The organism is Candidatus Planktophila lacus (genome assembly GCF_002287925.1).
In the GTDB taxonomy this organism is placed as follows: domain Bacteria; phylum Actinomycetota; class Actinomycetes; order Nanopelagicales; family Nanopelagicaceae; genus Planktophila; species Planktophila lacus.
Genome location: NZ_CP016769.1, coordinates 727764 through 741968 on the forward strand (window position 1 = coordinate 727764; position 14205 = coordinate 741968).

The window sequence follows — 14205 nt, forward strand, 5'->3', positions numbered from 1 at the left end:
CGCCATGGAACTTCGTCGCGCTGGCCGATCAGGTCTTTCGCTATCGCGCCTTGCCTTAGGCACGATGACCTGGGGGCGAGATACCGATACCCATGAAGCAGCCGACCAAGCCCGCGCCTTTATAGATGCTGGCGGAAATTACTTTGACTCAGCTAGTCACTACGGCGATGGAGATGCTGAGCGGGTAATTGGTGGATTAATCGGAACGCTCTTCAAACGAGAAGATGTCGTTATCTCAACTAAGGCAGGTTCTTCATACATAGACGGTTCTTTAGTAACCGACAATACGCGCACCTCTTTAATGAGTTCACTCGATAAATCACTCACTCGACTAGGTACAAGTTATGTAGATATCTGGATGATTCAAAGTTGGGATGATGCTGCGCAATTAGAAGATGCGCTATCGGCTCTTGATTGGGCATATACCTCTGGTCGCGCCAGATATGTAGGAATTTCAAACTTCAACGGTTGGCAGAGCGCACGAGCTATCTCGTTACAGGAAGCCAATAGCAGCAAGGCACCTATCGCCGTTATGCAGAATGAATTTTCACTTCTAAATCGAAGAGTGGAAGAAGATTCGTTGCAATGCTCTCGCAATCTGGAATCCGGATTTATCGCATGGTCTCCGCTAGGTCGCGGTGTTCTAACCGGTAAATATCGCAACGGAATTCCTGCCGATTCTCGCGCTGCTACACCGCACTTCGCGCCCTTTATTGAACCTTACTTAAATGATCGTTCACGTCGCATAGTTGAAGCTGTCTCTGTTGCTGCTCAAGGTCTCGGCTATTCACCACTAGAGGTCGCCTTAGCTTGGGTACGTGATTTTCCCGGTGTTACTAGTTCAGTCGTAGGTGCTCGTACCGCAGCTCAATTGCAGGGGATATTGGCTAGTGAAGAGATTGAACTTCCTGAAGTTGTACGTAACGCGTTAAACGAAGTTTCAGCAACTCTCTAAAAAGTCGTTAAGTACTCGTACTCCAAAGCGCAGGCCATCAATTGGAACTCGCTCATCTACTCCATGGAATAAAGACATAAAGTCGAGATCTGCTGGAAGGCGCAGTGGAGAAAAACCGTAACCAACAATTCCAATTTCAGAGAGCGCTTTGTTATCCGTGCCACCGCTCATCAGATAAGGAACGGGAATTCCTTCTGGATCATGGGCGAGAATTGCAGCCTTCATCGCATCGACAAGCGGTGCATCAAAGTCAACTTCTAAAGCAATATCGTGAGAGATAGTTTCGATTAAAATATCAGGACCAACAATCGCTCTAACAGTCTCATTTAGCTCAGCTTCATAACCTGGTAGGAAACGTCCATCAATAACCGCACTTGCCGTTCCTGGAATTACATTTGCCTTATAGCCTGCTTCCAACATCGTTGGATTTGCAGTGTTCTGCAACGTTGCTCCAATCATTCGCGCAGTTGAACCAATCTCCTTCAAAAGCGGCCGTAGATCCTTCTCGTCATATGCTTTTCCAGTCACGCGCGCAACTTCTTTAAACAAATCTTTTACCGTCTTGGTGTAACGCTGTGGCCATTCGTAGCGACCAATTTTGGCGACTGCTTCAGTTAGCGTCGTTAACGCATTTTCATCGTTCATCATCGAGCCATGGCCTGCGCGACCTTGCGCGGTTAACTTCATCCAGTGAATACCCTTTTGTGCTGCTTCAATAAAGTAGAGACGCTTGCCATCGGCAACGGTTACGGAGAAACCACCAACTTCTGAAATCGCTTCTGAACAACCAGCGAATACTTCAGGGTGATTTGCCGTCATCCAACGAGAACCAAAGGTCATTCCTGCTTCTTCATCTGCGAAGAAGGCGAGAACAATGTCGCGTTCTGGAACATAACCGCGCTGCGCCCAATCTCGCACGATGGCCAAGATCATTGCATCCAAATTCTTCATATCAACTGCGCCACGACCCCAGATACATCCATCTTTAATCTCGCCGGCGAAAGGATCCACTGACCATTCAGCAGCGTTAGCCGGCACGACATCGATATGTCCGTGGACAACGAGACCTGGTTTATCTGGGTTGCTCCCTTTAATTCGTGCGATTACGTTGCATCGCTTGGGCGCAGATTCATAAATTTTCGCTTCGATTCCAACTTCCGCGAGTGAGGCAACAATGTAGTTAGCAACCGCTTCTTCGTCGCCGCGTCCTTCACCAAAGTTCACACTAGGAATTCGGATTAAATCTTGGCAGATACGAATTGCTTCATCTTCAAAATTTCTTATCTCGCTCATGCCGTCATTCTCCCCCACAATCGCTCGAAAAAGGACCTGCTTTTGCGTGGTTGCTTCAGCGTTGCTATCGTTTGCAGCGCACTGGTCCGGGTGGCGGAATTGGCAGACGCGCTAGCTTGAGGTGTTAGTGCCCGCAAGGGCTTGAGGGTTCAACTCCCTTCCCGGACACGTTTAATGTGGTGGAATTGGATCGTTATGAAGTTAGCAGACGCCCTCTCCCTGATCAGAGATATTCCAGATTACCCAAAACCTGGCATCCTCTTTAAAGATATAACGCCGCTACTGGCCGATCCAACTGCTTACTCAACTGTAATCAAAGCCTTCGCGTCTCAGATCGACGACGTAGATGTAATTGCTGGCATTGAAGCTCGTGGTTTTATCTTTGCCGCAGCGATTGCCTTAGAGAAAAGCGCTGGTTTCGTGCCCTTTAGAAAGAGTGGAAAACTCCCCTTTGAAACTATCGGCGCGAAATACGGTCTGGAATATGGCGAAGATGAGATAGAAGTTCATATCGATGCATTTGCCAATGGAAAAACGGTAGTGATTATTGACGACGTCCTAGCAACAGGCGGAACGATCGCTGCCGCGCTCGAACTCGCTGAACGCACTGGGGCGGTCGTTAAATCCGTTCAGGTTCTATTTGAAATTTCTGGACTCGGTGGCCGGGAGTTAATCGCCAAGCGTTTTCCCAAGATCGAGATTAAATCGTTGGTAACTTCTTGAGTTCTAAAGTTCGCATCCACCAGATCCAAGCGCTGCGTGCCGTCGCTGCAACGCTGGTTGTTCTCTTCCATGCAAAGTTAGCACCCGGTGGGTTCATTGGCGTAGATATCTTCTATGTGATCTCTGGATATCTAATAACTGGCATCATCATTAAAGAGATAAAGCTAATTGGCGCCTTTAACTACCGAAACTTCTTTTTGCGGCGAGCCAAGCGGTTACTGCCTGCCTCAATAAGCGTTCTGATACTTACCGCATTCGGGGCCTGGCTTTTTCTTCCACAAACTATTCGATCATCTCTGGGTCAGGATATCTTCGCCGCTTCGATCTATATTTCCAATTACCTTTTTGCTTGGTGGCAGAACGATTATCAGAATCTAAACGCGACGCCATCGCCAGTAATTCACTACTGGTCGCTCGCCGTAGAGGAGCAGTTCTATCTACTCTGGCCACTGATAATTTTCACACTCTGGAAGATTGGTCGCCAACGCTTAGTCTTTCGCGGCGTTCTCGGTATCACCATCCTCTCTTTTCTATTCTCGCTCTTCCTAACTAACGCAGCACCGATCTGGGCTTTCTACAGTCTTCCAACTCGCGCTTGGGAACTCGGCGTTGGTGCTCTACTACTCTTCATTCCGAAAGAGCTTCTTGAAAAGAAATCTGTTTCTCGAACGCTGATTGTTTGGTTATCTGCGCTAACACTTCTCTATGGCGTAATTCGATTCAGTGACAACACGCCGTTCCCAGGTACTGCAGCTCTGTATCCGGTTTTGGCTACTGCGCTACTGATTGCTTTCATACATTCGTGGCCACCAATACTCAATGATTTTTCACGCCTGCGCTTTGTTCAATGGTTAGGTGAAATCTCCTATCCTTTCTATCTCTGGCACTGGCCTCTATTAGTAATTCCTACTACTCGCTTCGGTCGCCCTTTAACCCTGCTTGAGAGATTTCTCTTAATTGCCCTAACCGCTCTAGCTGCCGATTTAACTCATAGATTTATTGAAAAACCATTCTCAAGAAGGAAATTATCAAATCGCCAGACTACAAAGTTCGCATTAGCGGCAACTCTCTCCGGCGTTATGGTGGCAAGTGCAATATTGCTCACCACAAAAGATGACATCTCTCTCCCGAATGGTCGCTCCGTATCAATAGCGGCGGTCATGCAGAAGCCTAAGATTTATGACGATGGATGTCATGCAAATTATGGCAACAAAAACTCTCCAGAATGTCTCTACGGAGATGTTAATTCGAAGCGGAAGATCGTTCTCTATGGCGATTCTCATGCAGCGCAATGGTTTCCGGCCCTGGAAAAAATCGCAATCGATGAGGGGTTTGCGCTAATCAGTCTCACCAAATCCGCCTGTACTGCCGTTGAAGTAGATCGTGTTAATTCAGGTGCTTTTAAAAACTCCGACTGCAACGCTTGGCGCGAGAACTCTATAAAGCGAATAAAGGATTTAAAGCCCGAAGCGGTTATCATGAGCGGATTCCAGCACTTCGCGTTTCCAGAGCGTTACTCATCGCGTGATGCCTGGTGGTATGAAGGACAGCGTTCTCTCTATGCCAAGGTTTTGAATAGCTCTCCAAATTTGATTTATATCTCCGATACGCCCAAGCCACAGCGAGATATCCCTAGTTGCTTAGCAACAGCGAAGGACGATGAATGTGATGCCAATGAGAAATCTGATCCGCGAGTAGCAGGTGGGTTTATCGCGTTGGATCCAACTCCATGGCTCTGTACAGATTCCTGCCCGGCAATTGTCGATGGGATCGTGGCCTATCGTGACGCCTCACATATAAGCGTTGATATGAGCGCGGTGCTTTCCGATAATCTTCGTGAATTCTTGAGGAGCAATGGCGTCATATGAAGTCACTCTCGCCAATTTCCTTGATTAGATGCAAAGATGCACCCCGTGGCTGAACTCATCTATTACTGCGGAACGATGGATAGTGGTAAATCCACGCTTGCACTGCAGACCGCCCACAACCATAAGAGCCGCGGACGTTCGGGTTTAATTTTCACAAGTAAAGATCGCGCCGGTTCTGGAGTTATCTCATCTCGTCTTGGCTTACAGAGCGCTGCGATTGAAGTTGATCCAGATCTGGATCTTCACAAGTTAGTTGTGGAACGTCTCTCTCTTGGAGATCGCATTGATTACATAATCTGCGATGAGGCCCAGTTCTATCAGGCAGAACAGATCGAACAACTTGCAAAGATCGTAGATGGTTTAGGGATTGATGTCTTCGCCTTTGGTATCTTGGCAGACTTTCGCACGAAATTGTTTCCTGGATCGGCTCGATTGGTAGAACTTGCTGATCGAGTAAATACACTTCAAGTTGAGGCTCTTTGCTGGTGTGGTTCAAGAGCAACTCACAATGCCAGAACTCTCGGCGGAGTAATGGTTACCGAAGGTGAACAAGTCGTTGTCGGAGATGTTGCACCAGGTGCAGAAATTGCCTACGAAGTCTTGTGTCGACGCCACCACATGCGTCGCGTTACTGCGCGTGCATCTCGAGCAGGACATACTTCTCCATTACCTTTACCATTTACAGAGAACGAATAAAGAGCGCTAACTAGTCAATCAATCAGGGAGAGAAAAATGAAAGTACGTGGATACGCTGCAATGAGCGCTAAGGCCCCGCTTGCTCCTTGGGAGTTTAAGCGTCGCGATCTTGGCGCACACGATGTCGCCCTAGATATTAAGTACTCCGGCATCTGTCATTCAGATATCCATCAAGCGCGTGAAGAATGGGGCCCAGCAATTTTCCCTATGGTTCCGGGCCACGAGATCGCGGGTGTCGTGACAAGTATTGGCTCTGCAGTATCCAAATTTAAAGTTGGAGATCTAATCGGCGTTGGCGTATTCGTTGACTCATGTCGCGTATGCGAGCCTTGCAAAAACGGAACGCAGCAATACTGCATCGAAGGAATGACTGGTACTTACAACCAATTAGAACGTGATGGAAAGACTCCTGCAATGGGAGGCTATGCAAATGTAATGGTCATTAATGAAGATTACGCTGTCACTATTCCTGCAAATCTTTCTCTAGATGGTGTGGCTCCCCTGCTCTGTGCTGGAATTACTTTGTATTCGCCAATTAAACATTGGAAGGCTGGCCCTGGTAAGAAAGTTGCAGTTATGGGACTTGGCGGACTTGGTCACATGGGAGTCAAGTTTGCAGCTGCGATGGGAGCTGAAGTAACTGTCTTTTCGCATTCTCCTTCGAAGGAAGCAGATGCAAAGGCAATGGGCGCACATCGCTTTGTTTCAACAAAGTCTGAAGGTTTCCATAACAAGTACAGCAAGCACTTTGACTTAATCTTGAACACAGTCAGCGCTGAACTAGATATCAATATCTATCTCTCAATGCTCGGTGTCGACGGAACCCTCGTGGTTATTGGACTTCCTGGAAAGCCGTACTCGGTTGACGCCGGTTCGCTACTCCCAGCACGCCGTTCACTATCTGGATCAATGATCGGTGGCATCCCCGAGATGCAAGAGATGCTTGATTTCTGCGGAAAACATAACATTGTCAGTGACGTCGAGGTCATTAAGGCTGATTACATCAATGAGGCATACGAACGTACCGTCGCGAGCGATGTTAAATATCGCTTCGTTATTGATGCAACAACTTTCTAAACATCCTTAGAAATAATCCCTATAGGAAGTTGTTAAGAACAAGAACAAAGATTGGCGCAATAAAGAGCGCCGGAAGCAAGTTGCCCACAGCAATATCTTTGATCTTGAGAAGTCGTAGACCGATGCATACCAACATCACTCCGCCTGTAATTGTCATGGCATCAACCTGATAACCCTCAAGAATGCTTCCTAGACCGAGTCCGATTACTGTCCAAATACCTTGATAGATGGCTACTGGGATCACAGCGGCTGCTACGCCCCAGCCCAAACTTGCTGCAAAAGCCATTGCCGCAAAAAAGTCGAGACTGGATTTGAGAAGTAACTGATCAATACCGGTAGACATTCCATCGCTAATTGAACCGAGTATCGCAAGCGGTCCTATCGCAAATAACAGCGCTGCTGAAACGAACCCTTCAATAAAGGTGCTCTCTTTGTGGGCACCGAATTTAACACGAAGGGCTTCACCCAATCCTTCGAGTCGGGATTCGAGTGAAAGTGCGGAACCGATTGCGCCACCGATTAGAAGTGAACCCAGAATTGCTAAGAGAGTCCAACCTTTAGGAATTGAATTGATGTAGCGATCACTCCACATTGGAGCTAACGCACTAACCGCGCCAAGAATTGTGATGAGCCCAAGTACTTCGGTTATGAGAATTCTTGTACGGGCCAACATGCGAGCACCCACTAGTACTCCGAGCGCCGCTCCCCCAACTATCGTTGTTACATTTATCAAAGTGCCAAGGCCAACGAACATTCTGTAAGGATACGGCCTTTAAAGTCATTTAATTGCGTTAAACTCTCGAAATGAGTTTTATGAATCGGTTCTCTGCATTCCTCAAGCCGCATAAAACCGTACCAATAACCCCTTGGCGTGCGAATTCTCGTTGGGATCTCTCACTTTCCCGCGTCGCGATTCTCTTCTTTGGGCTAGCTATCTTTGGTTTGGGAGATGCGCTCGTCGTTCAATCAAATCTAGGTAATGCCCCCTGGACTGTATTTGCACAAGGCCTTAGCTTAAAGACCGGGCTATCACTTGGATGGGCAACCTTTGTGACCGGTTGTTTTGTTTTACTTATCTGGATTCCACTTCGCGAACGACCAGGTTTTGGAACGCTTTCCAATATCGTGATTATCTCTGCTGCGATCGAATTCGGTGTTTCAGTATTTCCATTACAGGAAACGTTATTCGGTGGGCTTGCATCTGCACTGATTGGTATCGCGCTAGTTGGTCTAGGTTCTGCTCTCTATATAACTTGTGGCCTTGGTCCCGGCCCGCGCGATGGCGCAATGACAGGACTTCATCAACGTACAGGTGTTCGCGTGGGACGCGTACGTATGGGAATTGAAGTAACTGTTTTGATCGTGGGTGCTCTATTAGGCGGCCAAATTGGCCTCGGTACCGCGCTCTTTGCCCTCTTGATAGGCCAATCCGTTGCTATTTCCTTCGGCATAGTCGCGCGTCTAACCTCAAAGTAACCGCTCTTTTAGGTTTAAATCCTCTTATCCCTCGGTCTGTGAGCCGTCATTTCACACGGGGTCGCAAACACCCCCGTTAACAAAATTAGAAAGGTTCGTCATGCTCGATAGCTATTTCAAAATATCGGAACGTGGCTCAACTGTAGCTCGGGAAGTACGTGGCGGCATCGTCACCTTCTTCACAATGGCATACATAGTCGCTCTCAATCCACTAATCATCGGTCTTGCAAAAGATGCTGATGGAAAATATATCGGCGGTGGAGATGCTCCTAATCTCGCTCTAGTTGCCGCGATGACCGCTTTGATGGCGGGAGTTCTAACGATTCTGATGGGCGTGGTTGGAAATTACCCACTCGCACTTGCTACAGGCTTAGGCCTTAACACCTTCGTTGCAGTTGGTATTGCATCCCAAATGACTTGGGCTGATGCGATGGGACTTGTTGTAATCGAAGGCATCATCATCACCATCTTGGTACTTACTGGTTTTAGAACCGCAGTATTTAAAGCGGTACCTGCGCAATTAAAGATAGCAATCTCAGTTGGTATTGGTTTATTTATCGCACTTATCGGTCTTGTTGATGCCGGATTCGTTCGTCGAACAGGCGCAGGACCAGTTCCAGTGACTCTTGGCGATGGCGGAACGTTAGTTGGCTGGCCAGTCATCATCTTCGCACTCGGACTATTCCTAACTATCGCTCTGATGGTTAAGAAGGTGAAGGGCGCGATTCTCATCGGAATCATCGTCGCAACTATTGCCGCGGTCATTGTTGAGACAACTCTCAAAATTGGACCGCTGTTTAACGGCGCTACCGGTGAAGTAAATCCAAAAGGATGGAACTTAAACGTTCCTGCAGTACCTGAAAAGATCGCCGCAACCCCAGATTTCAGCCTCTTCGGAGATTTCAATCTCCTGGGCTCATTCGATCGCCTTCCTTTGGTCACAGTCATTCTCTTGATCTTCACCTTATTGCTCTCAGACTTCTTCGACACTGTCGGAACAGTTACAGCGATCGGACATGAAGCAGGTTTGATCGACAAGGACGGAAACGTTCCTAATAACGATCGCATTCTTCTTGTCGACTCATTGGCTGCAGTTGCAGGTGGCGCTGGAAGCATCTCTTCCAATACCAGCTACATTGAATCTGCATCAGGTGTTGGCGAAGGTGCACGAACTGGTCTGGCATCTGTCGTAACGGGAGTCTGCTTCCTGCTTACTACATTCCTGGCTCCGCTCGTTGCGATCATTCCTTACGAGGCTGCTACTCCTGCACTAATCATCGTTGGTTTCTTGATGATGACTCAGATCAAAGCCATTGATTGGGAAGATTACGGAATCGCAATTCCAGCGTTTCTCACAATCATCTTGATGCCATTTACCTACAACATCTCAGTTGGTATCGGTGCTGGCTTTGTAACTCACGTCGTTATTCGCTATATCCAAGGCCGTCGCAAGGAAGTACATCCACTACTTCTCTTGGTCTCTGGCCTCTTTATGATCTACTTCTTATCTTCACCAATTAATACCTGGGTTGGATAAGCAAGTAATTAGTTAGTAGAAAGCCCCTGGTTCTTGTTGACCGGGGGCTTTCTTTATTAAATTGACCAGTCGATGGGATCGCGCCCCTTAGCAACCAATATTTTATTTGCCCTACTAAATGGTTTAGAGCCAAAAAAGCCGCGGTAGGCCGACAGCGGACTGGGATGAACGCTAATAATGCAATCTGATTTAGGAAAAAGGTCTTTGACCTCTTGCGCGTTAGCGCCCCACAGAATTGCAATGACACCTTGTTGGGCGAGAATAGAGACAACTTGATCCGTAAATTCTCTCCAACCTAGATCTTTATGTGAATTGCTTTCGCCTTCCGCACATGTGAGGCTTCGATTTAAAAGAATAACTCCCCGTTTGCACCAAGAAGATAGATCTCCAGAGGTTGGATGAGACACACCTAAGTCATCGACCAACTCTCGATAAATATTTTTTAGTGAAGCGGGCAACTTTCCGTCACTTCGCGCCGTTGAGAAAGCAAGGCCCATCGCATCAACCGCACTTGGGTAAGGATCTTGACCAAGAATTAAAACTCTTGCCTGTGCCGGATCAAAACTTAAGGACTTCATAACATTTTCATGTGCCGGAAGATAGGCCTCTGCCTGAAGCATACTTTCAATCTCATCTAGGAGATCTAGTGAGCCCTTAAGCAGTTCGCGCCAGCCGGGATGTAACTGATCCTTAAAACTAGTCATCTACTTCTAGCGAAAAAGCGTGAACCATCTGTTGTTACATCGATACTGATTCCGAATACAGCGCTCATATGCTCTGATGTAATTACTTCGGCTATCGGACCTGAGATCGCAATCACGCCATCTTTGATAATCAGCGCATGCGTTGTTCCGGCTGGAATCTCTTCAATGTGATGAGTAACAATGATGCTAGATGGCGCTAACGGATCTAATGAGAACTCTGAGAAGCGGCGTAACAGATCCTCGCGACCCCCGAGATCAAGACCGGCAGTAGGTTCGTCTAGAAGGAGAAGCTCGGGATCGGCCATAAGTGCGCGAGCGATCTGAACTCGCTTCTTCTCGCCATCACTTAAGGTGTAGTAGCGACGATCAGCAAACTCGCGAACTCCAAAGGTCGTTAACAGCGCCACCGCTCGTGACTCATCCCAGAGATCATAAACTTCATTCCATCTGCCAATCACTGCATAGGCGGCAGTTAGAACGACATCGCGAACGAATTCATCATCTGGAATATCTTCAGCAAGAAGTGAAGCACAGATTCCGATTCGGGTTCGGAGTTCTGAGAGATCTACCTTCCCCATTTGTTTATCGAGAATTGAAACCGTTCCTGACGTTGGAAATATTCGCGTAGCCAGAATATTGAGAAGTGTCGATTTACCTGCGCCATTTGGTCCGAGAATGACCCAGCGTTCACCGCTTTGGATTCGGAAATCTATCGGTCCGAGAATACGTTTAGCGCCGCGGGTAACGCTGACACCTTGCATAGCAAGGACAACTTGGCTCGGTGCGGCGTTCATAGATGAAAAAGATAGCGGTAAAGGTGATGAATCACTTGCAATTGCGCCATGCGCTGATGTGATTCACGATAATCTTCTCCATTATGGAGTCAAAAAACGGTGTTTCTGAGCAACAGTTCACCGGCCTTATCTTGGTCTCCGGCGTTGATAGCCCAGGTATAACCGAAGCGCTCTTCGAAGCGCTCTCTCCATTCGCCGTAACAATTCTCGATATTCAGCAAGTCGTCATCCGTGGTCGTTTGATTTTGACGGTTTTAATCTCGCTTTCACCCGCGCATGCAAAATCTATTGAGGAAGACCTTGAAGAGTGCGCCACTAAGTTGGGCGTAGATATCGCAACCGCATTTGAAAGTAGCGACCAGAAGACAATTGCGCCTAAGAAGTCTCTTCTTCATGTAGTTGTACTTTCTCAATCACTAAAGCCTGCTGCGATAAATGCCATCGCCGCAGTGATTTCTGAAGACGGCGGAAATATTGAACGCATCAACCGCACCGCAAGTTATCCCGTGACCGCTATTGAGTTGACGGTATCTGGCGCCGATTTAGCAACGCTGCGAAGCGCCCTTGCCACAACTGGAAGCGAACTTGGAGTTGATATCGCAGTCTCCCCCGGTGGTCTCATGCGTTTTGCTACCAAGTTGGTCGTAATGGATGTTGATTCAACGCTTATTCAACAAGAAGTGATTGAACTTCTTGGTGCTAAAGCGGGCGTGCAGAGCGAGATCGCAAAAATCACCGAGTCGGCTATGAGAGGTGAACTCGACTTTGAGGCGAGCCTTCGTGCGCGTGTTGCCTTATTGAAAGGTCTTCCTTCCAGCGTTCTAGTAGATGTTCAATCTGAAATAACTCTGACTCCAGGTGCGCGCACATTGGTTAGAACTCTGAAGAAACTCGGTCACCATATCGCCCTAGTCTCAGGTGGTTTTGAACCTGTTATCGCGCCTCTAGCAAATGAATTAGGTATCGACCATATGCGTGCCAATAATCTTGAGATTGCAGATGGGAAGTTAACCGGAGAACTTGTTGGACCAGTTATTGATCGCGCAGGCAAAGCTACCGCTCTGCGTGATTTCGCTGCAGAACATAACGTTGACTTAGATCAAACAATTGCAATCGGTGATGGAGCAAACGATCTAGATATGATCGCTATCGCAGGCATGGGAATTGCATTTAATGCCAAACCTGCCGTTAAGGCCGCTGCCGACAGTTCCGTGTCAGCCCCATATCTAGACTCTGTTCTCTATCTAATGGGAATCTCTCGCGAAGAGGTTGAAGAGGCTTAATTTAAAGTCGGCAGGCGTGAATATCTGTTACCAAGATGCCACGTGCGCCCAGGGACCAGAGTTCATCCATCAGACGATTTGTATCTTTGCGAAGCACCATCGCTCGTACCGCTACCCAATCCTCTTTCTGCAAAGGTGAGATTGTTGGAGATTCAAGCCCTGGTGTAATTGCACAAGCTTTATCAACGCTTACCTTCGGAATGTCATAGTCAAGTAGAACGTATTCGCGAGCTGTTACCACGCCCTGTAAACGGCGCTGTAGAACTTCTAGTCCGGCTGGCACAGCTGTACCGCCGCGAGTGATTAATACTGCTTCACTAACCAAGATCGCATCACCGAATATTGCAAGCCCCGCTTGGCGAAGTGTGTTGCCTGTACTGACAACATCAGCGATTACATCGGCTACGCCTAGACGCACGCTGCTTTCAACTGCGCCATCTAAGCGAACAACTTCCGCCTTGATCGATTTCTGTGAGAGAAAGTTCTGGACTAAGCCTGGATAAGCGGTGGCAATTCTCTTTCCGTTGAGATCTGAAATGGATAGTTTCTCCGCTGCAGGACCTGCGAATCTAAATGTTGATCCACCAAAACCCAACGCCAGAACTTCGGTCGCAGCCGCCCCGGAATCAATGAGTAAATCACGTCCGGTAACGCCGGCTTCAAGTTCTCCAGACCCAACATACAAGGCAATATCTCGCGGACGTAGGTAATAAAACTCGACGTTATTCTCGGTATCAACCAACACTAGATCACGGGAATCGCTTCTCTGGCGATAGCCCGCCTCTTTGAGAATCTCGATAGACGAATCCGCGAGTGAGCCCTTATTTGGAATTGCAATCTTTAACATTTACTACCAATCTCTAGAGGAACTTGTAGATATCTGCTGGTTGCAAACCGCGCGCTAACATCAAAACTTGTAAATGGTAGATAAGTTGGCTGATCTCCTCGGCCAGAGCTTCATCGCTCTCGTGCTCTGCAGCAAGCCAGACTTCGCCCGCCTCTTCGAGAATCTTCTTTCCGATTGAGTGAACTCCCGCATCGATCGCAGAAACTGTTCCTGAACCTGGTTCGCGGCTCGTCAATTTAGCGGTGAGCTCATCAAACAATTGATCAAAAGATTTCATTGTCAGAGTTTACTAGACGGCGCTTGCGCGATGACGGAGCATTTCAACCATGACCGAAGGTTCAGGAGAGTTAAAGACCGCAGATCCGGCGACAAAGGTATCTGCGCCGGCCTCACGTGCGATAGCGATGGTATCGATCGAGATACCACCATCGACTTGCAGCCAGATTGGTCGATCTCCTATCGATTTACGGGTTAGGCGCACCTTCTCCATCATCTCTGACATGAACTTCTGGCCACCAAATCCAGGCTCTACCGTCATGATCAAAAACATATCTACTAGATCAGAGAATTCTAAGTAGTTTTCAATTGGAGTTCCGGGTTTCACTGCAAGGCCAGCCCTTGCACCATGTGATCTGATACCTCGCAAAGTCTTATTGATATCCAGCGCTGCTTCAGCATGGATTGTGACGCTTCCCGAACCAGCTATTGCATACTCAATCGCTAAGGTGTCAACGTCCTCCACCATTAAATGAGCATCAATGAGGGTAGGTGACGCAGAGATAATCGCTTGCGCCTCTGCCAAGTTCCACGTTTGATTTGGCACGAAACGATTATCCATAATATCGAGATGGATTAGATCCGAAACTTCGGCGATCTTGGCAATCTCGCTAACAATATTTTCGCGATCTGCGCTGAGAATACTTGGCGTGATTCGAATATGTTGACCGCTCAT

General features: G+C 47.8%; 15 protein-coding genes and 1 tRNA gene. 9 read left to right on the plus strand and 7 right to left on the minus strand.

Annotation, left to right across the window (positions count from 1 at the left end):
• Positions 1–4 precede the first annotated feature (4 nt).
• A complete protein-coding gene (locus tag A1s21148_RS03625) occupies positions 5–955 on the plus strand; it encodes an aldo/keto reductase (RefSeq protein WP_095671109.1) in 951 nt (316 codons plus the stop codon).
• Here the strand turns inward: A1s21148_RS03625 and A1s21148_RS03630 are convergent.
• The gene (locus A1s21148_RS03630) at positions 941–2248 is read right to left on the minus strand and encodes a M20/M25/M40 family metallo-hydrolase (protein WP_095671110.1); all 1308 of its coding nucleotides are present in this window, start codon (positions 2246–2248) and stop codon (positions 941–943) included. The genes A1s21148_RS03625 and A1s21148_RS03630 overlap by 15 nt on opposite strands.
• 84 nt (positions 2249–2332) lie before the next feature.
• Between A1s21148_RS03630 and A1s21148_RS03635 the strand changes: the two genes are divergently transcribed.
• The 5 genes from A1s21148_RS03635 to A1s21148_RS03655 all read left to right on the plus strand — a co-directional run bounded on the left by A1s21148_RS03635 (position 2333) and on the right by A1s21148_RS03655 (position 6612).
• Positions 2333–2416 (plus strand) — tRNA-Leu (locus A1s21148_RS03635).
• Between the two features lie 27 nt (positions 2417–2443).
• The gene (locus tag A1s21148_RS03640; protein ID WP_095671814.1) at positions 2444–2971 is read left to right on the plus strand and encodes an adenine phosphoribosyltransferase; all 528 of its coding nucleotides are present in this window, start codon (positions 2444–2446) and stop codon (positions 2969–2971) included.
• Complete coding sequence (locus tag A1s21148_RS03645; protein WP_095671111.1) at positions 2968–4839, plus strand: acyltransferase family protein; 1872 nt, start codon at positions 2968–2970, stop codon at positions 4837–4839. Before A1s21148_RS03640 ends, A1s21148_RS03645 begins: the two co-directional genes overlap by 4 nt.
• A 45-nt stretch (positions 4840–4884) precedes the next feature.
• Complete coding sequence (locus A1s21148_RS03650) at positions 4885–5535, plus strand: thymidine kinase (RefSeq protein WP_095671112.1); 651 nt, start codon at positions 4885–4887, stop codon at positions 5533–5535.
• A gap of 36 nt (positions 5536–5571) precedes the next feature.
• On the plus strand, positions 5572–6612 hold the full coding sequence (locus A1s21148_RS03655) for an NAD(P)-dependent alcohol dehydrogenase (RefSeq protein ID WP_095671113.1): 1041 nt from the start codon (positions 5572–5574) through the stop codon (positions 6610–6612).
• A gap of 19 nt (positions 6613–6631) precedes the next feature.
• On the opposite strand, the gene A1s21148_RS03660 is transcribed toward A1s21148_RS03655, so the two are convergent.
• Entirely contained in the window at positions 6632–7366 is a 735-nt protein-coding gene (locus A1s21148_RS03660; RefSeq protein WP_095671114.1) for a DUF554 domain-containing protein, read from the minus strand.
• A 50-nt stretch (positions 7367–7416) separates the two neighbouring features.
• On the opposite strand from A1s21148_RS03660, the gene yczE reads away from it, so the two are divergent.
• A complete protein-coding gene (gene yczE, locus A1s21148_RS03665; protein WP_095671115.1) occupies positions 7417–8088 on the plus strand; it encodes a membrane protein YczE in 672 nt (223 codons plus the stop codon).
• Between the two features lie 100 nt (positions 8089–8188).
• Positions 8189–9625 carry an NCS2 family permease gene (locus tag A1s21148_RS03670; protein WP_095671116.1) on the plus strand — a complete coding sequence of 479 codons (1437 nt, stop codon included), beginning with the start codon at positions 8189–8191 and terminating at the stop codon, positions 9623–9625.
• A gap of 56 nt (positions 9626–9681) precedes the next feature.
• Here the strand turns inward: A1s21148_RS03670 and A1s21148_RS03675 are convergent, their stop codons facing one another.
• Both A1s21148_RS03675 and A1s21148_RS03680 read right to left on the minus strand, forming a co-directional pair.
• Positions 9682–10329, minus strand: a complete 648-nt coding sequence (locus A1s21148_RS03675; protein WP_095671117.1) for a uracil-DNA glycosylase — start codon at positions 10327–10329, stop codon at positions 9682–9684.
• Positions 10326–11123: an ABC transporter ATP-binding protein gene (locus tag A1s21148_RS03680; protein ID WP_095671118.1), complete on the minus strand. Its 798-nt coding sequence runs from the start codon at positions 11121–11123 to the stop codon at positions 10326–10328. The genes A1s21148_RS03675 and A1s21148_RS03680 overlap by 4 nt, the downstream gene beginning before the upstream one ends.
• Positions 11124–11206: 83 nt before the next feature.
• Here A1s21148_RS03680 and serB point away from each other — a divergent pair, with 83 nt between their 5' ends.
• On the plus strand, positions 11207–12406 hold the full coding sequence (gene serB / locus A1s21148_RS03685; RefSeq protein ID WP_095671119.1) for a phosphoserine phosphatase SerB: 1200 nt from the start codon (positions 11207–11209) through the stop codon (positions 12404–12406).
• 1 nt (position 12407) lies between these two features.
• Here serB and hisG read toward each other — a convergent pair whose 3' ends face one another.
• From hisG to A1s21148_RS03700, 3 genes are read right to left on the minus strand one after another with little or no spacing between them, the layout of a single operon-like run.
• Entirely contained in the window at positions 12408–13253 is an 846-nt protein-coding gene (gene hisG, locus A1s21148_RS03690; RefSeq protein ID WP_095671120.1) for an ATP phosphoribosyltransferase, read from the minus strand.
• Positions 13254–13266: 13 nt separating this feature from the next.
• On the minus strand, positions 13267–13530 hold the full coding sequence (locus A1s21148_RS03695; protein ID WP_095671121.1) for a phosphoribosyl-ATP diphosphatase: 264 nt from the start codon (positions 13528–13530) through the stop codon (positions 13267–13269).
• 12 nt (positions 13531–13542) lie between these two features.
• The gene (locus A1s21148_RS03700; RefSeq protein WP_095671122.1) at positions 13543–14205 is read right to left on the minus strand and encodes a ribulose-phosphate 3-epimerase; all 663 of its coding nucleotides are present in this window, start codon (positions 14203–14205) and stop codon (positions 13543–13545) included.